Source organism: Burkholderia sp. BCC1998, assembly GCF_905339875.1.
Lineage (GTDB): Bacteria > Pseudomonadota > Gammaproteobacteria > Burkholderiales > Burkholderiaceae > Burkholderia.
Genome location: NZ_CAJPHE010000006.1, coordinates 35,156 through 54,635 on the forward strand (window position 1 = coordinate 35,156; position 19,480 = coordinate 54,635).

Genomic DNA, 19,480 nt, shown 5'->3' on the forward strand with positions numbered 1-19,480 from the left:
GCGTGGCGCCGACGCAGCACAACGGCACGTTGCCCGTCATCGCCGTCACGGGAATGGCGTTCGAGGCGCGCATCGCGCGCGGTCAGGGCGTCGAGGCCGTGTTCGCCGCGCGGGCCGACCGCCTCGAGCGCGCGCTGGCCGAGGCGACCGCGCGCGGTTGCGCGGGCATCGTGAGCTTCGGCACGGCAGGCGGGCTCGCGCCCGATCTCGCGCCCGGCGCGCTCGTGATCGCGGACGCGATCGACGGGCCGTTCGGCCGCGTGCAGACCGATCCGGGCTGGAGCGCGCGGCTCGTCGCCGCACTGCACGACACGCCGGTATGGGCACGCGTCACGCGCGGCACGATGGCGGCGGTCGGCGCGCCGGTGGTCAGCGAACAGGAAAAGACGTCGCTGCATCGCGCGAAGGGCGCGCTCGCCGTCGACATGGAATCGCATATCGCCGCGGCCTTCGCGGCGTCGCGCGGCGTACCGTTCGCGGTGTGCCGCGCGATCGTCGACCCGGCGTGGCGCACGCTGCCGCGCGCGGCGACGGCCGGCCTGCGCGACGACGGCAGCACGGCCATCCTGCCGATCCTGCGCGAACTGCTGAAGCAGCCGTCGCAGCTCGGCCCGCTGCTGCAGGTCGCAGGCGACGCGCGCGCGGCACGCACGACGCTGATCCAGGCGCGGCACGCATTCGAGCGTGCGGGCGCGATGCGGATCGTCTGAGCGGCGTTCGCCGCTTCTCCTCTCCCCCTTCCGTTCCCGTTTTCCGGACGCACAAAAAAAGCGCGCTGCGTGATGCAGCGCGCTTCGGCTTGTCGGCGGGTTCCGTGCCGCGTTACTGCGCGGCCGGTGCGCTCGCGGGCAGGGTCGGCATCGCTGGCGCGATCGGCGCGCCGTTGGAGGCCGGCGCCGTCGTCGCCCCGCTCGGCGCCGTCACGGGCGCAGCGGCCGAGGCCGCGGCAGGCGCGCTCGCGGGCATCGCGCCGTCCGCACCCGGATCGTCGTACTGCGGCAAGCCCGGCGCCGCCGGCGCGTTGTTCGGCGCGCCGCCCGACTCGCCCGGATCCTCGTAGTTCGGCAAGCCCGGCACGGCCGGCGTGGCCGCCGGCACCGCTCCCGCTTCACCCGGCTCCGTGTAGTTCGGCGGCGCGGCCGACGCCGACTGGCCGTGATACGTCAGCGACTTGCGCTGCTGCAGATACGCATCGCGGACGAACGAGTACGGATCGAGTGCCGCCTGCTTCAGCAGATCGGTCGCGCCGAGCAGATCCGAACGCGCGCTGATGAATTGCGCGATGTACATCGGATTGCGCACGGCCGGCTCGATGTAGTTGAGCAGGTTGAAGCGGACGTCCACCGCGCGGCCGACGCCGTCGCGGATCGTGCTCGGCCCGAACACGGGCAGCACGAGGTACGGGCCGGACGGCATGCCCCAGCGCGCCATCGTCAGCCCGAAATCCTGGTGGTGCTTCGGCAGCCCGGCCGGCGTCGCGATGTCGATCAGGCCGGCGACGCCGAACACCGAGTTCATCGCCACGCGCATCAGGTCCTGCGTTGCATCGGTGATGCGCAGCTGCAACAGGTTGTTCGCCATGTTGCCGAGATCGCCGAGGTTCGAGAAGAAGTTGCTGATCGCGGTACGCACGGGCGTCGGCGTGATCTTCTGGTAACCCTTCGCGATCGGCACGGCGATGTTCGTGTCGACCGTGTCGTTGAACTTGTACATCGCCCGGTTCATCGGCTCGAGCGGGTCGTTGGGGTTGCGGTTCGGGCCCGTCGCGCAGCCGCTCAGCACTGCGCTGGCAGCGACGGTCGCCGCAATGATTCGCACCTTATTCATTGTTTCCTTGCAATTGGTTCTTGGCGCGTTTGACGCGCGGTTTGCCCATCAGGACGGGCTGAAACACCACGGCGCCGATCAGGGTGCAGGTCAACGCCAGCGCGAGCAGCTTGCCCATGCTCGACGTGCCCGGATGATGCGACAGCCACAGGCTGCCGAAGGCGGTTGCGGTCGTCGCGGCGCTGAACAGCACCGCGTGCGTGAGGCTCGAATGCAGCAGGCCCGTCTGGCCCGCGCGCCACGCCATCACGAAGTACACCTTGAACGCGACGCCGACGCCGAGCATCAGCGGCAGCGCGATGATGTTCGCGAAGTTCAGCGACATGCCGAGCACGACGCACATCTCGAGCGTGACGAGCCCCGACACGAGCAGCGGCACCAGCGTGCGCAGCACGTCGCCGAAGCGGCGCAGCGTGATCCACAGCAGGATCGTGATCGACAGGATCGACCACAGCGCCGCGTGCAGGAACGCGTTGATGATCGTGTCGGCCGAATGCAGGATCGAGATCGGCCCGCCGGTCGCGCCGGGTTCCGCCGCCTTCACCGTCTTCGCGAAGCGGCGCAGCATCGTGTCGTCGTTCGGGTCGACGCCCTTCGGCACCTTCGGCGAAATCTGCACGAGCGCGTGGCCGTCCGGCGCGACCCAGTCGCGCACGATCTGCGGCGGCAGCGATTCGCGCGTGATGTCCTGCGGCTGCAGCAGCGTCGCGAGCTGGTTGAGCGCGATGCGCAGCGCGTCGGAGAACGCGCGTTCGGCTCGATCGCGCGCCGCGCTGTCGGCGGCGGCCAGCTTCGCGAGCGATGCCGACAGATGCTGCGCGGCGGCGGCACCCGGGCCCGGGTGATCTTCCGCCGCGTAGCCGAGCAGGTCCGACACGCGCTTGAGCGCGGCGACGCGCTGCGCATCGGTCGCGGCCGGCGCGGCCGGCTGCGTCAGCGCGGGCAGCAGCTCGCTCGCGGCCGCGGCGATCGCCGCGCGCTTGGCCGGCTGGTCGGCCGGCACGAAGGTCGTGAGCGTCGTCGTGCGGCCGACTTCCGGCAGCGCGTCGAGGCGCTTCGCGGCCGCGTCGGCCTCGGCGAGCGACGGCGCGAGCAGCGTGACGTCGTTGACGGCCGCTTCGGGCGAATCCTTCAGCGCGAGCAGCGTCGCCATCGATTCGCTGTTCGGATCCTTCAGGTGCAGCGGGTTGAAATCGAAGTGCAGGAACGCGAGCAGCGGCAGCGCGCCGATCACGACCGCGAGCGTGCCGATCAGGATCGGCTTGCGATGGCGATCGAGGAAGTCGTCGACGGGGGCGAGCCACGGAAAGCCCGGCGTCTTCGATTCGCCCGGCGGCGCGAACAGGCGCAGCAGCGCGGGCAGCAGCGTGAGCGTGGTCAGCAGCGCGACGAACATCCCGACGCCCGCGATCAGGCCGAGCTCGGACACGCCGCGATAGGCCGTGGGAATGAACGAGAAGAAGCTCGCCGCAACCGCCGCGGTGGCGAGCGCGAGCGGCATGCCCATCGAGTGCGCGGCGCCGATCAGCGCGTGATCGATGCGCGGATCGCGGAAGCGTTCCTCGCGGTACTTCACGCCGTACTGGATCGAGAAGTCGACGCCGAGGCCGACGAACAGCACCATGAACGCGACCGAGATCATGTTCAGCGAACCGACCATCGCGAGGCCGAGCGCGGCCGTCACGACGAGCCCGACGAACAGCGTGACGAGCACCGAGCCGATCATCCGCTTCGAGCGCAGCGCGAGCCACAGGATCACGAGCACCGCGAGCAGCGTGAGCACGCCGTTGAGCGCGGCGCCGTCTTGCACCGACGCGAATTCGTCGTCGGCGAGCGGCTGTTCGCCGGTCAGGCGCACGACCGCGCCGTAGCGTTGCTCGAGGCCGAGCGCTTTCGCCGTGTCGCGGATCACCCGGGTCGTTTCGGCACCGGCCTTCAGCGCGCCATAGTCGACGACCGGCTGCACCGTGACGAACGCGCGTGCCGGCTGGCGTGCGGCATCGCTGTCGACCAGCCCGCGCCACGAGAACGCGGCGGGCCTGCCGGCCAGCACGTCGTCGACCGTCGCGGCGCTGCGCGCGAGCAGCTTCGCCATCGCGGGCAGCTTCACCTGGCCGGTCAGGAGCGGCTGGCCGAGCGTGGTGGACAGCGTGGTCGCGAGCCCGGTCAGGCTCGGGTTCTTCGCGAGTTCGTTGACGAGCGGCCGCGCGCTCGCGAGCTGCGACGTCGTATCCGACACTTCCTGCGGCGACAGGAACAGCAGCCCGTTGTGCTCGAAGAACGGGCCGCCGCCGGGTTCGGCGACCTGGCCGATGCGGCCGGCGTCGGCCTGCTTGCGCAGGGCTTCGGTGAGCGTGTGCGCGGCGGCCGTCGCGAATTCGGGGGCCGGTGCCTCGACCACCGCGAGGATCGTGCCGTTGCGTTGCGGGAAGGCCTTGTCGACGGCCTGGCCGAGCGCGGCCCACTGCGGTTCCGCGTCGACGAGCTTGCTGATGTCCGTGTTGATCTTGAAGTGCTGCGCGACGTAGACGCCGCTGAAGACGGCGATGACGAGCGACAGCACGACGACCCAGACGGGGCGGCGTACCGACAATGCGACGAGTCGGACGATGAGAGAAGTCACCATGTGGCGGTGGGGAGGGGCTGGCAAGGACAAGGCAAAGAGTATACCGGCGCCACGTGACGTCGGTCGCCACGTTGGAGCGTAAAGGGGCGGGAAGGATATTTGCTGCGCCGGGAGGGAATCGCCGCGAATCGTCGGACGAATGGGCGGCAGAAATTGACATAATCGGCGCCGATCGCGCAGCGGCCGGCACCCTGTGACAAAAGGGGCTGAAAGGTAACAGTCGGTCACCGCGCGGCAGGCGGGCCGCCGGGCCGCTATACTTCGACCCACCGGCCGATGCGATCGATGCAATCCGCCGTCCGTTTTTTTCACCGAGTGCGAATATCCGTATGAAACGTCATCTGTTTGCTTTCGTCGCGGCGGCCGCCGTGTCGGTTTCCGCTTTCGCGCAGAGCGCGCCGGTCGACATCGTCCGTAATGCGGTCGAAGGCACCGTCAACGCGATGAAGGCCGATCCGGGTGCGCGCGGCGGCGACATGGCAAAAGTCACGCAAGTCGTCGAGCAGCGCTTCCTGCCCGCGACGAACTTCGAGCGCACGACCCGCATCGCGGTCGGCGATGCCTGGAAGCAGGCGACGCCGCAACAGCAGCAGGAGCTGTACAAGCAGTTCAAGCTGCTGATGACGCGTACCTATGCCGCGTCGCTCGCGCAGCTCGGCAGCCAGGACGCGAAGTTCTCGTTCAAGGCCGGCGGCGCGTCGGGTGCCGATGCGCTGGTGCAGTCGACGGTCACGACGCCGGGCGACAGCCAGTCGGTCGGCTACCGGCTCGGCAAGGTCGGCAGCGACTGGAAGATCTACGACATCGACATGTCGGGTGCGTGGCTGATCCAGGTCTACCAGGGGCAGTTCAAGAGCCAGCTCGCGTCGGGCGGGATCGACGGCCTGATCGCGTATCTGCAGAAGCACAATTCGCGGACGAATTGAGCGTCGCTGCGCGCAGTCAGGATTTTGGATGAGTGAAAGGCGCCTCCGGGCGCCTTTTTCGTTCGTGGTCAGTCGAGCGGTCGAGCGGTGATTCCACTGCGCGATGCCGACTCGGCGAATCACATGCGAAGCGAGAAAAAACAGCATCGTAGGGCTAATCAATGTGACCGAGGCGAGTGCCTTTTGCGGCGCCGCACGTCGCCGCCCTACCGCCGCCGATGCTCGACCGCGAACTTGATCAGCTCCGCCTGCCCTTCGATCTCGAGCTTGCGCTTCAGATTGAGCCGATGCGTTTCCACCGTGCGCACCGACAGCCCCGTCTGCTGCGCGATCTGCTTGCTCGACAGCCCCTCGGCCAGTGCGTCGAGGATGTCGCGCTCGCGCGGCGTCAACCGGTCGAGCGGCGACGCGGTCGCGCTTGCCTGGATCATCCGCGCGGCGAGCCCTTCGCTGAAGAACGTCTGCCCGGCCAGCACCGAGCCGATCGCGCGCACGATCTCGCTCGCGGGCGAATCCTTCAGCAGGTAGCCGCTCGCGCCGGCGCGCACGGCCTGCGTCACGTATTCGATGTTGTCGTGCATCGACAGCATGAGCACGCGAATCCCGGGAAAGCGCTCGTGGAACACGCCGGCGAGCGTGATGCCGTTCATCCCGTTCATGCCGACGTCCATCAGCGCGAGATCGGGCTCGAGCGACGCGGCGAGCGCAAGTGCCTCGTCCGCGTTGCCGGCTTCGCCGACCACCGACAGGTCGGCCGCCTCGAGCCGCATCCGCAGGCCGTCGCGCACCAGCGGATGATCGTCGACCAGCAGAAGGCGGGCAGCGGGCCGGGCGGTGTCGGGGGCGCTCATGGGCAAGGTCTCCGGTTATGGGGATCGTGTTCAGGCGGCGCGCAGCGGCACGCGCGCGGCCACGACGGTGTGGCCGACCTGCGACGTGATCGTCAGCATGCCGCCCAGCGCGTCGAGCCGCTCGCGCATGTTGCGCAGCCCGATGCCGCGGCGCGCGTCGGTCTGCGTACGCTCGGCGTCGAAGCCGCAGCCGTTGTCGGCGATGGTCAGCGTGACGGCATGCGCGCCGACGTCGAGCGTGACGGCCGCGCGCGACGCCTGCGCATGATGCACGATGTTGCTGAGCGCCTCCTGAGCGATCCGGAACAGCGCCGTGTTGACCGGCGCGGGCAGCGGCCGCGCGCCGCTGTGCGCCACCTGCGTATAGCCGATGTCGATGCCGCTTTCCGCACCGAGCTCGCGCACGAGCTGTTCGAGCGCGGCGGCGAGGCCGAGATCGTCGAGCATCGCCGGGCGCAGCGCGTGCGAGATGCGCCGCACTTCGCGCAGCGTGTCGCCGAGCCGCCCGACGCCCGACGCGAGCGCCTGCTCGGCCTCGGGCATGCGCGCGGTGCCGCGCTCGAAGCGCGCGAGCGCGGATTCGAGCATCAGCTTCGCGGACACCATCATCTGGCTGATCCCGTCATGCAGCTCGCGCGACAGCCGCTCGCGCTCCTGCTCCTGCGATTCGACGACGCGCTGCGCGAGCTGCTTGAGCTTCGCGTCGGCGCTGCGCGACTCGCTGACGTTCAGCACCAGCGCACAGACGGCGATCGCCGCCGCGCCGGTCAGCGCGATCGCGGTGAGCCAGCTCATCGTGCGCTCGATGTTCGCGGACGCGCGCGCGTCGATGCGCTGCAGCGCGGTGTCGACGTCGTCGAGATAGATGCCGGTGCCGACCATCCAGCCCCAGCGTTCGAGCGCGACGACGTAGCCGAGCTTCGGCGCGGGCTTGCCCGTCGACGGCCGCTGCCACGTGTAGCGCACGTAGCCGCCGCCGTGCGACGCGGCGCCGATCAGCTGCTGGATCGTCAGCGCGCCCTGCGGGTCGCGCATCGACCAGTAGTTGTGGCCGACGCGCTCGGGCTCGCGCGGATGCATCAGCGCATTGCCGTGCAGGTCGTACACGAAGAAATAGCCGTCGGGGCCGAAATCCATCTTCTGCAGCATCGCGAGCGCCTGCGTGCGCAGCAGTCCGTCGTCGCGCGCATTGCGGCCGCTCGCGTCGTACAGCGGCATGATCGCGCTCGTCGCGAGTTCGACGTAATGCTTCAGCTCGACTTCCTTGCTCGACAGGTAGGCGGCCTGGATCGTCGCGTGCTGCGTGCGCGCGAGCGACGTCGCCTGCTGGCGCACGCCGAAGCCGATGCCGGCGATCGCGAGCAGGAACGGCACGATGGCCAGAAGGAAAATCTTTGCCTTGAGTCTCATGGTGGTGTGAAGCGGGCGCGCGTGTCGCGCGGCGGCCGGGCGAGCCGACATTGTCGGCGATTTCGCCCGCGGCCGGCGCTGTGGCGGCCGGGCGGCCAGCCGTGGCTCAGGCGCGCCGCAGCGTGCGCTCGGCGGACGGGGCCGTCTGCACGACGACCTGGTTGCGCCCGCCTTCCTTCGCGCGGTACAGCGCGTCGTCGGCGAGCTTCAGTGCGGCCTGGATGCTGTCGTCGAGTTCCGGATAGCAGGTCGTCACGCCGATGCTCGCGGTCAGGCGGTCCGACGCATCCGTGTCGTGCAGGATGCCGAGATCGAGGATGGCGGTGCGGATCGATTCGGCGATCGTCACGGCGCCGGGCGTGTCGACGTCCGGCAGCACCACGACGAACTCCTCGCCGCCGTAGCGCGCTGCATAGTCGGCCGGGCGGCGCAGGCATCCGGCGATGCAGCGGCCGACCGCGGCGAGCGCATCGTCGCCGGCCTGGTGGCCTTGCGTGTCGTTGTAGCGCTTGAAGTGATCGACGTCGACGAACAGCAGCGACAGCGCGTGCTGCGAGCGCGCCGCGCGGCGCCATTCGCGCGCGAGCGTGACGTCGAGCATCCGGCGGTTGTCGAGGCCCGTGAGGCCGTCGGTGCGCGCGAGCGCTTCCAGCTCGGTTTCCGCGCGGTGACGCTTGCGCAGCTGGATGTCGAGCAGCATCGACAGGCCGACGAAGCCGAGCGAGAGCAAGGCCATCGCCGAGCCGATCGGGATCGCGCGGTCGTACCAGGCGGCGTAGGTGTCCGCCTCCGAGCGCGCGACCATGATGATCAGCGGCAGGTGGTCGAGGTGCCGGAACACGTACAGGCGCCGCACGCCGTCGATCGACGCGGTATCGGCGAAGCTCCCTTCGTTGGCGGTCATGAACCGGCGGAACGTGCTGGCCTTGCTGATGTTGCGGCCGACGATCGCCGGATCGTAAGGCTGGCGCGCGAGCATCAGGCCCTTCGTATTGATCAGCGCCATCGACCCGCGATCGCCGAGCGAGAGGCGCGAGAACAGGTCCTGGAAATATTCGAGCCGGATCGACATCACGGCGACGCCGCCGAACGACCCGTCGGGCCGCGTGATCCGCCGGCTGAGCGCGATGCTCGGCGAGCCGCCGCGCAAGCGCGAGCGGTACGGGTCGCTGACGTACAGGCCGACGTCCGGGCTGTCGCGGTGCACCGTGAAGAACGATTCGTTGCCGAAGTTGGCCTTGCGCGGCACGTCGCTCTTGCCGTCGACCGCGATGTCGCCGTTCGAGTCGAGCACGTAGATGCCGCCGAGATACTTGGCCGTCGTCGCGCGATCGAACAGCACCTGGCGGCGCAGCGGCATCGGCAGCGCGAGGACGGCGGGATCGTTCTCGCCTTCGACGACCGCCTGCAGCGACAGCGCATAGAACTCGATGTTGCGCTCGATGTCCCACGACGCCATCAGCGCGATGTTCTGCTGGGTGGTGCGCGCGCGATCGCGTGCGTCGATCCGGCCTTCGTACAGCAGGATGCCGCACAGCAACAACAGGATCAGTGCGATCAGCAGCCCTGAATAGAAGATCAGGTGCGGCAGCAGGAACCGGCGCAATTGGGCGGCGACGCGGCTTGTCAGGCCGGATTCGCTGGGCATTGCGTAGTCGGTTTCTGCCATGGTCCGTGGATCGATGGGCATCGTCGCCGGGGCGGCAGGCCGATGCGATTGTTCGTATGATTTGCCGGCGATGATCCGGAATGCACCCCCCGGTGCGCATTCCGCCCGACCGACCTGGAACACGGTGCCGATGATCGGCGATGGCGGCCTGATAAACCGCTGCATCACCTGCCGACCGGCAAGAATTGCCGCGATTCGACGATCCGACGAATCGGGCGGCGCGGATTGGTCCGAGTATAACGCGCGCATTCGTGCACGCGGAAAATGTTGCGGACCGTTGATCCGGATCAAATTATCGCTCTGGCAGAGACTTGCCAGTCGGGTGCGGAACGTTGCAGCGCAAGGCTTTGCGCCAGGAGGGGGCAGCGCGCATACCGGCGTCGCCGATTTACATGCTTTAACGGCAGGCGGACGCGGAACCTTAAATCGTGCGATTCGGATCGATTATCCGTTTCAGCGTTTGCATGAATTCGAATGTAAAAACGGGCAGCCGTAATGGCTGCCCGCTTCGTGAAAACCGCATGCGGGAAAGCCCGCATGCGAAGGCTTACGCGCCGTGCTGTTGCGCCTTGTACGCGAGCCGGAACCGATGCAGCAGCGGCTCGGTATAACCGCTCGGCTGCGACGTGCCCTGCAGCGCCAGTGCGCATGCGGCCTTGAACGCGGTCGACTGGTCGTAGCCGGGCGCCATCGGGCGATAGTTCGGGTCGCCGGCGTTCTGCTGGTCGACGACGCGCGCCATCCGCTTGAACACGTCGAGCACGAAGGCCTCGGTGATCACGCCGTGGCGCAGCCAGTTCGCGATGTGCTGGCTCGAGATGCGCAGCGTCGCGCGGTCTTCCATCAGGCCGACGTCGTGGATGTCCGGCACCTTCGAGCAGCCGACACCCTGTTCGACCCAGCGCACGACGTAGCCGAGAATGCCCTGCGCGTTGTTCTCGACCTCGCTCAGGATTTCGCTCTCGCTCCACGCGGCGCGCTCGACGACCGGCACGGTCAGCAGCCCTTCGAGCAGCGTGTCGCGCTCGCTTGCGTACGGCGTCTTCTCGAGTTCCTGCTGGATGGCCTGCACGTCGACGAGATGGTAGTGCAGCGCGTGCAGCGTCGCGGCGGTCGGCGACGGCACCCACGCGGTGTTCGCGCCGGCGCGCGGATGCGCGATCTTCTGCTCGAGCATCGCGTGCATCAGGTCCGGCATCGCCCACATGCCCTTGCCGATCTGCGCGCGGCCGCGCAGGCCGGCCGACAGGCCAGCGAGCACGTTGTTGCGCTCGTACGCCTGGATCCACGCCGACGACTTCATGTCGCCCTTGCGGATCATCGGGCCCGCTTCCATCGCGGTGTGCATCTCGTCGCCGGTGCGGTCGAGGAAGCCGGTGTTGATGAACGCGACGCGCGCGGCCGCCGCCGCGATACAGGCGGCGAGGTTCACGCTGGTGCGGCGCTCCTCGTCCATGATGCCCATCTTCAGCGTGTTGCGCGGCAGGCCGTACAGATCCTCGATGCGCGCGAACAGCGTGTCGGCGAACGCGACTTCGACCGGGCCGTGCATCTTCGGCTTCACGATGTAGATCGAGCCGGTGCGCGAGTTGCGCTTGGCCTTCAGGTCGTGCAGCGCGCACAGCGTCGTGACGACACCGTCGAGGATGCCTTCCGGAATCTCGTTGCCGTCGCGGTCCAGCACCGCGCCGTTGGTCATCAGGTGGCCGACGTTGCGCACGAACAGCAGCGAGCGGCCGTGGAGCACCAGCGTGCCGCCGGCCGGCGTGGTGTACTCGCGATCGGCGTTCAGGCGGCGCGTGAAGGTCTTGCCGCCCTTCGCGACCTCCTCGACCAGCGTGCCCTGCATCAGGCCGAGCCAGTTGCGGTAGAGCTGGACCTTGTCGTCGGCGTCGACCGCCGCGACCGAATCCTCGCAGTCGATGATCGTGCTTACCGCGGCTTCGAGCACGACGTCCTTCACGTTCGCGAGATCGGCGCGGCCGATGGGGGTCGACGCGTCGATCTGGATCTCGAGGTGCAGGCCGTTGTGCTTCAGCAGGATCGCGGACGGCGCGCCGGCCGCGCCCTGGTAGCCGACGAACTGCGCCGGCTGCGCGAGGTGCACGACGCCCTTGCCGGTTTCGACGGCGAGCTGGCCGTCTTCCACGCGATAGCGCAGCGCGTCGCGGTGCGAGCCGCTCGCGAGCGGCGCCGCGTTGTCGAGCACGCCGCGCGCGTAGTCGATCACGCGCTGGCCGCGCGTCGGGTTGTATGCCGTGGTGCGCTCGGCGCCGCCGTCTTCCGGCAGCGCATCGGTGCCGTACAGCGCGTCGTACAGGCTGCCCCAGCGTGCGTTCGCGGCGTTCAGCGCATAGCGCGCGTTCGACAGCGGCACGACGAGCTGCGGGCCGGCCTGCGTCGCGATCTCGCTGTCGACGTTCGCGGTGGCTGCCGCGACGTTCGACGGGACCGGCACGAGGTAGCCGATCTCTTCGAGAAATGCGCGAAACGCGGCGTGGTCGCGCACCGGGCCGGGGTGCGCGCGATGCCACGTATCGAGTTCCTGCTGCAGGCGGTCGCGTTCCGCGAGCAGCTCGCGGTTGCGCGGCGCGAGGTCGTGTACCAGGGCCGAGAAACCGCTCCAGAACGCGGCCTTGTCGATACCGGTGCCCGGCAGTGCTTCGTTTTCAATGAACTGGCTCAGCGCTGGCGCGACTTGCAGTCCTGCTTGGTCGATCATCGTGATTCCTCCCGGGGAAAAAATTCGCGCGCGGCTTGGCTGACTCATGTCGCGACGCTTTGTACGCCGGCGCGGGCGATCAGCGCGTCCTGCTCGGACTTTACGCCAGACACGCCGATCGCGCCCGCAATCCGGCCATCGAACGCTACCGGCACGCCGCCTTCGAGCAAGCCCGTCAGCGGCACGCTGAGAAACGCGGTGCGGCCACCGTTGATCATATCCTCATACGCTTTCGTCTCGCGCCGGCCGAGCGCCGCCGCACGCGCCTTGTCCTGCGCGATGACGGCGCTGGCCGGCGACGCGCCGTCCAGGCGCGCGAACGCGAGCAGGTGGCCGCCGTCGTCGACGATGGCGATCGATACGGCCCAGCCGTGCCGTGCGGCCTCCACGCGGGCGGCCGCGAGCATGCGTTCGGCGTCGGCGAGCTGGAGTTCGGGTTTGGTTTGCATCATGTTCCTCCGGAATCAGCGGTCGGTGGAATCAGTCGACCCGTCGGTCGTCGACGAGCTCGATCCAGTGGCGCACGCGCGTGCGGCCCGCGCCGTTCAGGTGAGTCTGGCAGCCGACGTTGGCCGTGACAATCAGGTCCGGCCGCGCGGCTTCGAGCGCGTCGAGCTTGTTGTCGCGTAGCTGGGTGGCCAGCTCGGGCTGCGTCAGCGCATAGGTGCCGGCCGAGCCGCAGCAGAGATGGCCGTCGGCGACATTCGTCAGATCGAAGCCGAGCCGCGTCAGGATGCTTTCCACCGCGCCGCCGAGCCGCTGCGCGTGCTGCAGCGTGCACGGGCAGTGGACCGCGACGCGGCGTCGCGTCGATTCGGCCAGCGCGTCGAGCGGCTCGGCCGCGATCACTTCCGCGAGGTCGCGCGCGAGTGCGCTGACGCGCCGCGCCTTGTCCGCATAGACGGGGTCGGAGCGCAGCAGGTCGCCGTATTCCTTCACGAACGCGCCGCAGCCGCTCGCCGTCAGCACGATCGCCTCCGCGCCGGCTTCGATCGCGGGCCACCACGCGTCGATGTTGCGGCGTGCGCGCGCGAGCCCGGCATCCTGCGCGTTCAGGTGATATTCGGTCGCGCCGCAGCAGCCGGCTTCGCGCGCGGGCGTCACGCTGATGCCGAGCCGGTCGAGCACGCGCGCGGCGGCCGCGTTCGTGTTCGGCGACAGCGAAGGTTGCACGCAGCCTTCCAGCATCAGCACGCGCCGCGCATGGCGTACCGGCGGGCGCGGCATGGCGGCGGGCACGGCGGCCGGAATCTTGTCCTGCAGCGTGCCGGGCAGCAGCGGGCGCAGCGCGCGGCCGGCCTTCAGCAGCGCGGCGAAGGTTGCCGGCCGCGGCACCACGTGACGCAGGCCCGCGCGCAGCAGGCGCTCGCGCGCAGGCCGCCGCGCGCGCTTCTCGGCTTCCGCGCGGCCGATGTCGAGCAGCGTGTGATAACGCACGCCGGACGGGCAGGTCGTCTCGCAGTTGCGGCACGTCAGGCAGCGGTCGAGATGCTGCTGCGTGCGCTCGCCGCACGGCTCGCCTTCGAGCATCTGCTTGATCAGGTAGATGCGTCCGCGCGGCCCGTCGAGCTCATTGCCGAGCACTTGATAGGTCGGGCAGGTCGCATTGCAGAAGCCGCAGTGCACGCACGCGCGCAGGATCGCTTCCGCTTCGTCGGCCCGGTCGAGGGCCTTGCTGGCTTCGCTGAGATTGGTTTGCATATCGGCGGTTCGAAGTCGGGTTGGCGTCAGACGTTCGCGTACAGGCGGCCGGGATTGAAGATCGCATGCGGATCGAGCTGCGCCTTCAGCTGCCGATGCACGCGCAGCAGCGCGGGCGGCAGCGGCTGGAACGGCTCGGGCGTCGTGCCGGGCGTGAAGCAGCTCGCGTGGCCGCCCCACTGCGCGGCGAAGTGCTGCACGTCGGCCGGCGCGGCGTCGCTTTTCAGCCAGCGCTGCGCGCCGCCCCAGTCGACGAGCAGCGCGCCGGGCAGCGCATCGAGCGGCGCGGCCGCCGGCACCGATACGCGCCACAGCGGGCGCGGATCGTCGAAGAACGGCAGCGACAGGTCGCGCAGCCGCGCCCAGAACCCGTCGTCGCGATCGTCCATCCGCTCGCCGCCGATCGTGTCGCGCGCGGCCTTCACCGAGCCCTCGCCGCCTTCGAGCCGCACGCGCAGCACGCCGTCCGCGTGGCACGCACCCGCGAGCGGCAGCCCCGCGCGACGCCATGCCGCGACGCGCTGCACGGCTTCGCCGGCACCGAGCGTCAGCGCGAGATCGCCGGTCGCGCGCGGCTTCGGCAGCACCTTCAGCGACACTTCCGTCACGACGCCGAGGCAGCCGAAACTGCCCGCGAGCAGCCGCGACACGTCGTAGCCCGCGACGTTCTTCATCACCTCGCCGCCGAAGCGCAGGTGTTTCGCATGGCCGGTGATCACGCGACAGCCGAGCACGAAGTCGCGCACCGCGCCGGCCCACGGGCGGCGCGGCCCCGACAGCGCCGCCGCGAACATGCCGCCGACCGTTGCCGTGCCGCCGAACGTGGGCGGCTCGCACGGCAGCATCTGGCCGGCCGCGTCGAGCATCGCTTCCAGTTCGGCGAGCGGCGTGCCCGCGCGTGCGGTGATGACGAGTTCGGTCGGGTCGTACGCGACGATGCCGCGGTGCGTGCGCACGTCGAGCGTGCGGCCTTCGACCGCGCGGCCGACGAACGCCTTCGTGCCCGCGCCGCGGATGTGCAGCGGCTGGCGCGCGTGGATCGCGGCGTCGACCTGCGCGACGAGCGCCGCGCTGTCGTCGATCGATTCGATTTCGCGTTCGCGTCGCATCAGAAGCGCTCCAGTTCGGGAAACGGCAGCTTGCCGTGATGGACGTGCATCGCGCCGAACTCGGCGCAGCGGTGCAGCGTCGGGATGTTTTTGCCGGGGTTGAGCAGGCGCTGCGGATCGAAGGCGGCCTTCACCGCATGGAAGAACGTGATTTCGTCGGCGTTGAACTGCACGCACATCTGGTTGATCTTCTCGCGCCCGACACCGTGTTCGCCGGTGATGCTGCCGCCTGCCGCGACGCACAGTTCGAGGATCTTGCCGCCGAGCGCTTCCGCGCGGTCGAGCTCGCCGGGACGGTTCGCGTCGAACAGGATCAGCGGATGCATGTTGCCGTCGCCCGCATGGAACACGTTCGCGACCGGCAGCGCGTATTGCGCGGACAGCGCGGCGATCCCTTCGAGCACGCGCGGCAGCTCGCGGCGCGGGATCGTGCCGTCCATGCAGTAGTAGTCGGGCGACATGCGGCCGACCGCCGGGAACGCGTTCTTGCGGCCGGCCCAGAAGCGTTGCCGCTCCGCTTCGTCGCGCGCGACGCGGATCTCCGACGCGCCGGCGTCGCGCAGCAGCGCGGCCACGCGTTCGGCGTCTTCGTCGACATCGGTCGCGGCGCCGTCGAGTTCGCACAGCAGGATCGCCTGCGCGTCGACCGGGTAGCCGGCGTGGATGAAGTCCTCGGCCGCGCGGATCGCGAGGTTGTCCATCATCTCGAGCCCGCCGGGGATCACGCCCGCGCCGATGATCCGCGCGACCGCCGCGCCGGCTTCGGCCACGTCGTCGAAGCTCGCCATCAGCACCTTCACGCTCGACGGTTTCGGCAGCAGCTTCACCGTCACCTCGGTGACGATGCCGAGCATCCCCTCGGAGCCGGTGAACAGCGCGAGCAGGTCGAAGCCGGGGGCGTCGAGCGCGTCGGCGCCGAGCGTCAGCGTGTCGCCGTCGATCGTCAGGATCTCGACCTTCAGGATGTTGTGCACCGTCAGCCCGTATTTCAGGCAGTGCACGCCGCCCGCGTTTTCGGCGACGTTGCCGCCGATCGAGCAGGCGATCTGCGACGACGGATCGGGCGCGTAGTAGAGGCCGTAGGGTGCCGCGGCCTGCGAGATCGCGAGGTTGCGCACGCCCGGCTGCACGCGCGCGATGCCGGCGTCGGCGTCGATTTCCAGGATCCGGTTGAACTTCGACATCACGAGCAGGATGCCTTTTTCGAGCGGCATCGCGCCGCCCGACAGCCCGGTGCCCGCGCCGCGCGCGACGACCGGCACGCCGTGCGCGGCCGCGACGCGCAGCACCGCGCGCACCTGCTCGACCGTGTCGGGCAGCACGACCGCGAGCGGCACCGTGCGGTACGCGGCGAGTCCGTCGCATTCGAACGGCTTCAGCGCCTCGCGCTCGTGCAGCACGTCGAGGCCGGGCGCCGCCGCGCCGAGCGCGGCGACGAGCGTGTCGCGGTCGACGGTCGCCAGCGGGCCGTCGATCCGTTCGTCGTAGGTGAAACTCATCGTGTGTCTCCGTCTCCACCATCTTCATCGTGCAGGCGGCCGCAGGACGCGCGGCACGCCGATGGACGGCATTCTTGGCGGGCGGCGGGGGCATGTCCAGATGCCGCCGCCGTGGTCATACCAGTTTTTGTTCGAGTGCCTTTGAGGGGCGGCTGGATGTGACGTAAAACGCAATCAGAACAAGGGTTTGTGCGAAAATCGGCGACATCCGTCCGAAGTGGTCATACCAGTATGGAAATGCAGAATCGACAAGCGCCGGCGCGCAATGTCGCCGATGTCGTCGCCGAGCGGATCGAGCAGCTGATCGTCGACGGCGTGTTGAAGGCCGGGCAGGCGCTGCCGTCCGAGCGGCGGCTGACCGAGAAGCTCGGCGTGTCGCGCACGGCCGTGCGCGAAGGGATGAAGCTGCTGCGCGCGCGCGGGATCATCGACACGACGCACGGCAAGGGCTCGTTCGTCGCAAGCCTGACCCCGCAGCGCGAAGTCTCGCCGATGATGCATCTACTCGGCTCGCAGCCGCGCACGCTGTACGACCTGTTCGAGGTGCGCGGCATGCTCGAGACCGAAGCCGCGCGGCTCGCCGCGCTGCGCGGCACACCCGCCGACTTCATCCTGATCAAGCGCCGCTACGAAGAGATGACGGCGGCCGATGCGCAGGATCTCGATCCGGCCGCGCGCGCGAAGCTCGACCATGCGTTCCATCTCGCGATCTGCGAGGCGTCGCACAATCCGGTGCTCGTCAACACGCTGCAGTCGCTGACCGACCTGCTGCTCAGCTCCGTGTTCGCGTCGGTGAACAACCTCTATCACCGCGAGCCGCTGAAGAAGCAGATCGACCGCCAGCACGCGCGGCTCTACAACGCGGTGACGGGGCGGTTGCCCGACCAGGCCCGCAAGGCGGCGAGCGAGCATATCCGGCAGTGCGTCGAGTATCTGCGCGAGATCGAAGAGGAGGAGCAGCGGCTCGTGCGCTCGACGTTGCGGCTCGAAGGGTGGACTTGAGTCACTTGAACCAGCGTGGCCGATGACGTCAGGACGTGTGTCAAGCATGTTGAGTTGACGATGCGGCCTATTCGATGCGTGGCCCGACACGACCTGTTTAGCCGCTGCGCGACATGCGCTCAGGCGGTTGAATCGGGCGAAATTGGGGTGTAGTTCGTACCCGAAACGCGCAAAAAAGCCCGCCGAAGCGGGCAATCCTCTCGATGAAGAGGGGGAGATCCGAATCCGCAATCGGCGGTCAGGGCGAGTTCAACCTTTCGTCGCCCCAAACGTGAGCCCCGCGACGAAATGCTTCTGCATCGCGAAGAACATCGCGACCGACGGCAACGCTGCGAGAATCGACCCGGCCGAAACAAGGTTCCAGGAAGTCGTCCATTGCCCCTTCAGCGCCGCCACACCCGCGGTAATCGGCGCGGCCTCGTCACCTTGCGTGAGACACAGCGCCCAGAAGTAATCGTTCCACACGAACGTAAACACGAGAATCGCGAGCGCGGCCAGCGCCGGCCGGATCAACGGCAACACGATCCGCCAGAACACCGTCCACTCGCCCGCGCCTTCGATCCGCGCCGCCTCGATCAGCTCGAACGGCAGCTGCTTGATGAAGTTCCGCAGAAACAGCGTACAGAACCCCGTCTGAAACGCGACGTGAAAGAGAATCAACGCCTCGACCGTATTGAACACGCCGAGCCTGAGCGACAAGTCGCGAACCGGAATCATCAGCACCTGCACCGGCACGAAATTCCCCGCGACGAAGGTCCCGAACAGCGCGGCATTCCCGCGAAACCGGTAAGTCGCCAGCGCGAACCCGGCCATCGCCGCGAGCGCGATCGACCCGAGCACCGACGGCACCGTGATCTGCACGCTGTTCCAGAAGTAATGCAGCATCGGCGACGTGGTCAGCGCGTCGCGATAGTTCTCGATCATCGAGAAGTGCCGCGGCCAGCCCCAGTAGTGACCTTCGACCAGTTCCTCGGTCGAGCGCACCGACGTGACGAACACCGCGATCATCGGCAGCAGCCAGATCACGAGCGCGACGGGCAGCGACAGCTTGTACAGCCGGCGCGATACCGGCTTCCAGTGGGCAACGGGTGTCGGAAACATGATGAATGGTTCCCCGGAAGGTCAGGTCACTGCTCGTTGCGCAGCATGCGGCGCAACTGGAACACGATGTAGACGAGCATGATCGCGAACAGCACGACCGCGATCGACGCGGAATAGCCGAGCCGGTAATACTTGATCGCCTGGTCGTACATGTAATACGCGAGCACGGTCGAGCTCTCGAACGGGCCGCCGCCCGTCATCACCGAAATCAGGTCGAAGCTGCGCAGCGCGCCGATCACCGTGACGACGATCGCCATGAACGTGGTCGGCCGCAATTGCGGCAGCACGACGTGCCACAGCAGCGCGAAGCCGCGCGCGCCTTCCATCCGTGCCGCTTCGATCTGCTCCGGGTTCACCGACGTGAGGCCGGTCAGGTACAGGATCATGCAGTACGCGGTCTGCGGCCACAGCGCGGCGAACACGATGCCGAAGGTCGCATAGCGCGCATCGCCGAGCACCGGGATCCCGTGCCCGGCGATCAGCGCGAGCAGCCCGAAGGTCGGATCGTAGAACCACGAGAAGATCAGGCCGACGACCACGCCGGACAGCACGAACGGCGCGAAGAACAGCGACTTCACGAGCCGGATGCCGGCGACCGCCTGGTTCAGGTACAGCGCGAGCGCGAGGCCGAGCGGCGGCGCGAGCATGAACAGCGCGAGCCAGATCACGTTGTTGCGCAGCGCGGTATAGAACGTCGGCGCTTGCAGCAGCTCGGCGTAGTTCGCGAGGCCGACGAACGTGCGCTCGGTCATCCCGTCCCAGTTGCAGAGGCTCAGCCACAGCGTCGAGAGGATCGGCCAGATCACATAGACGGCAACCATTGCGCACGCGGGCGCGAGAAAGAGCCACGCGGCGCGCCGTTGTCGCCGCACGGCCGGCGACGGCCGGCGCGCGCGCAGCGCGACAGGCGAGCTGCGGGCCGGCGGCGCGGCGGCGGGCGGTGCGGCCGGGGTAGCCGGCGTTGCAACGGGTCTGGACGTGATCGGACTGGACACGGCAAGCCTCCTGGGCGGACGCGGCGGCACTCGGCCGCCGCA

Annotated in this window: 16 protein-coding genes; 4 read left to right on the top strand and 12 right to left on the bottom strand. The window is 68.8% G+C overall.

The genetic code is table 11. The features are described 5' to 3' along the window. Nucleotides 1-2 precede the first annotated feature (2 nt). A complete protein-coding gene (locus U5A56_RS12870; RefSeq protein ID WP_082088758.1) occupies nucleotides 3-710 on the top strand; it encodes a phosphorylase in 708 nt (235 codons plus the stop codon). A gap of 112 nt (nucleotides 711-822) precedes the next feature. On the opposite strand, the gene U5A56_RS12875 is transcribed toward U5A56_RS12870, so the two are convergent. Next, nucleotides 823-1,827, bottom strand: coding sequence for a VacJ family lipoprotein (locus U5A56_RS12875; RefSeq protein ID WP_044848868.1), 1,005 nt, complete (start codon nucleotides 1,825-1,827; stop codon nucleotides 823-825). Continuing rightward, nucleotides 1,820-4,453: an MMPL family transporter gene (locus U5A56_RS12880; RefSeq protein WP_321922676.1), complete on the bottom strand. Its 2,634-nt coding sequence runs from the start codon at nucleotides 4,451-4,453 to the stop codon at nucleotides 1,820-1,822. Before U5A56_RS12880 ends, U5A56_RS12875 begins: the two co-directional genes overlap by 8 nt. Before the next feature lie 329 nt (nucleotides 4,454-4,782). Between U5A56_RS12880 and U5A56_RS12885 the strand changes: the two genes are divergently transcribed. Then, entirely contained in the window at nucleotides 4,783-5,379 is a 597-nt protein-coding gene (locus U5A56_RS12885; RefSeq protein ID WP_124485984.1) for a phospholipid-binding protein MlaC, read from the top strand. A 206-nt stretch (nucleotides 5,380-5,585) separates the two neighbouring features. Here the strand turns inward: U5A56_RS12885 and U5A56_RS12890 are convergent, their stop codons facing one another. The 3 genes from U5A56_RS12890 to U5A56_RS12900 all read right to left on the bottom strand — a co-directional run bounded on the left by U5A56_RS12890 (nucleotide 5,586) and on the right by U5A56_RS12900 (nucleotide 9,309). After that, nucleotides 5,586-6,230 carry a response regulator gene (locus U5A56_RS12890; RefSeq protein ID WP_044848871.1) on the bottom strand — a complete coding sequence of 215 codons (645 nt, stop codon included), beginning with the start codon at nucleotides 6,228-6,230 and terminating at the stop codon, nucleotides 5,586-5,588. A 30-nt stretch (nucleotides 6,231-6,260) separates the two neighbouring features. Then, nucleotides 6,261-7,640, bottom strand: a complete 1,380-nt coding sequence (locus U5A56_RS12895; RefSeq protein ID WP_044848872.1) for a cache domain-containing protein — start codon at nucleotides 7,638-7,640, stop codon at nucleotides 6,261-6,263. A 106-nt stretch (nucleotides 7,641-7,746) separates the two neighbouring features. Further along, a complete protein-coding gene (locus tag U5A56_RS12900) occupies nucleotides 7,747-9,309 on the bottom strand; it encodes a sensor domain-containing diguanylate cyclase (RefSeq protein ID WP_321922679.1) in 1,563 nt (520 codons plus the stop codon). A 13-nt stretch (nucleotides 9,310-9,322) separates the two neighbouring features. On the opposite strand from U5A56_RS12900, the gene U5A56_RS12905 reads away from it, so the two are divergent. Further along, nucleotides 9,323-9,805, top strand: a complete 483-nt coding sequence (locus U5A56_RS12905; protein ID WP_321922680.1) for a hypothetical protein — start codon at nucleotides 9,323-9,325, stop codon at nucleotides 9,803-9,805. A 51-nt stretch (nucleotides 9,806-9,856) separates the two neighbouring features. Here U5A56_RS12905 and U5A56_RS12910 read toward each other — a convergent pair whose 3' ends face one another. From U5A56_RS12910 to glcD, 5 genes are read right to left on the bottom strand one after another with little or no spacing between them, the layout of a single operon-like run. After that, nucleotides 9,857-12,031, bottom strand: a complete 2,175-nt coding sequence (locus U5A56_RS12910) for a malate synthase G (RefSeq protein WP_124520162.1) — start codon at nucleotides 12,029-12,031, stop codon at nucleotides 9,857-9,859. A gap of 44 nt (nucleotides 12,032-12,075) precedes the next feature. Further along, on the bottom strand, nucleotides 12,076-12,480 hold the full coding sequence (locus U5A56_RS12915) for a GlcG/HbpS family heme-binding protein (protein WP_044848880.1): 405 nt from the start codon (nucleotides 12,478-12,480) through the stop codon (nucleotides 12,076-12,078). 31 nt (nucleotides 12,481-12,511) lie between these two features. Then, a complete protein-coding gene (gene glcF / locus U5A56_RS12920; RefSeq protein WP_321922682.1) occupies nucleotides 12,512-13,732 on the bottom strand; it encodes a glycolate oxidase subunit GlcF in 1,221 nt (406 codons plus the stop codon). Nucleotides 13,733-13,758: 26 nt separating this feature from the next. Next, complete coding sequence (glcE, locus tag U5A56_RS12925) at nucleotides 13,759-14,841, bottom strand: glycolate oxidase subunit GlcE (protein WP_321922684.1); 1,083 nt, start codon at nucleotides 14,839-14,841, stop codon at nucleotides 13,759-13,761. Then, nucleotides 14,841-16,340 carry a glycolate oxidase subunit GlcD gene (gene glcD, locus U5A56_RS12930; protein ID WP_321922686.1) on the bottom strand — a complete coding sequence of 500 codons (1,500 nt, stop codon included), beginning with the start codon at nucleotides 16,338-16,340 and terminating at the stop codon, nucleotides 14,841-14,843. Before glcD ends, glcE begins: the two co-directional genes overlap by 1 nt. A 231-nt stretch (nucleotides 16,341-16,571) precedes the next feature. On the opposite strand from glcD, the gene glcC reads away from it, so the two are divergent. Continuing rightward, a complete protein-coding gene (gene glcC / locus U5A56_RS12935) occupies nucleotides 16,572-17,342 on the top strand; it encodes a transcriptional regulator GlcC (RefSeq protein WP_044848878.1) in 771 nt (256 codons plus the stop codon). A gap of 249 nt (nucleotides 17,343-17,591) precedes the next feature. On the opposite strand, the gene U5A56_RS12940 is transcribed toward glcC, so the two are convergent. Together U5A56_RS12940 and U5A56_RS12945 are read right to left on the bottom strand one after the other, a co-directional pair. Then, on the bottom strand, nucleotides 17,592-18,443 hold the full coding sequence (locus tag U5A56_RS12940; protein WP_039318652.1) for a carbohydrate ABC transporter permease: 852 nt from the start codon (nucleotides 18,441-18,443) through the stop codon (nucleotides 17,592-17,594). A 26-nt stretch (nucleotides 18,444-18,469) separates the two neighbouring features. Then, nucleotides 18,470-19,438: a carbohydrate ABC transporter permease gene (locus tag U5A56_RS12945; RefSeq protein ID WP_415749128.1), complete on the bottom strand. Its 969-nt coding sequence runs from the start codon at nucleotides 19,436-19,438 to the stop codon at nucleotides 18,470-18,472. Nucleotides 19,439-19,480: the final 42 nt, after the last annotated feature.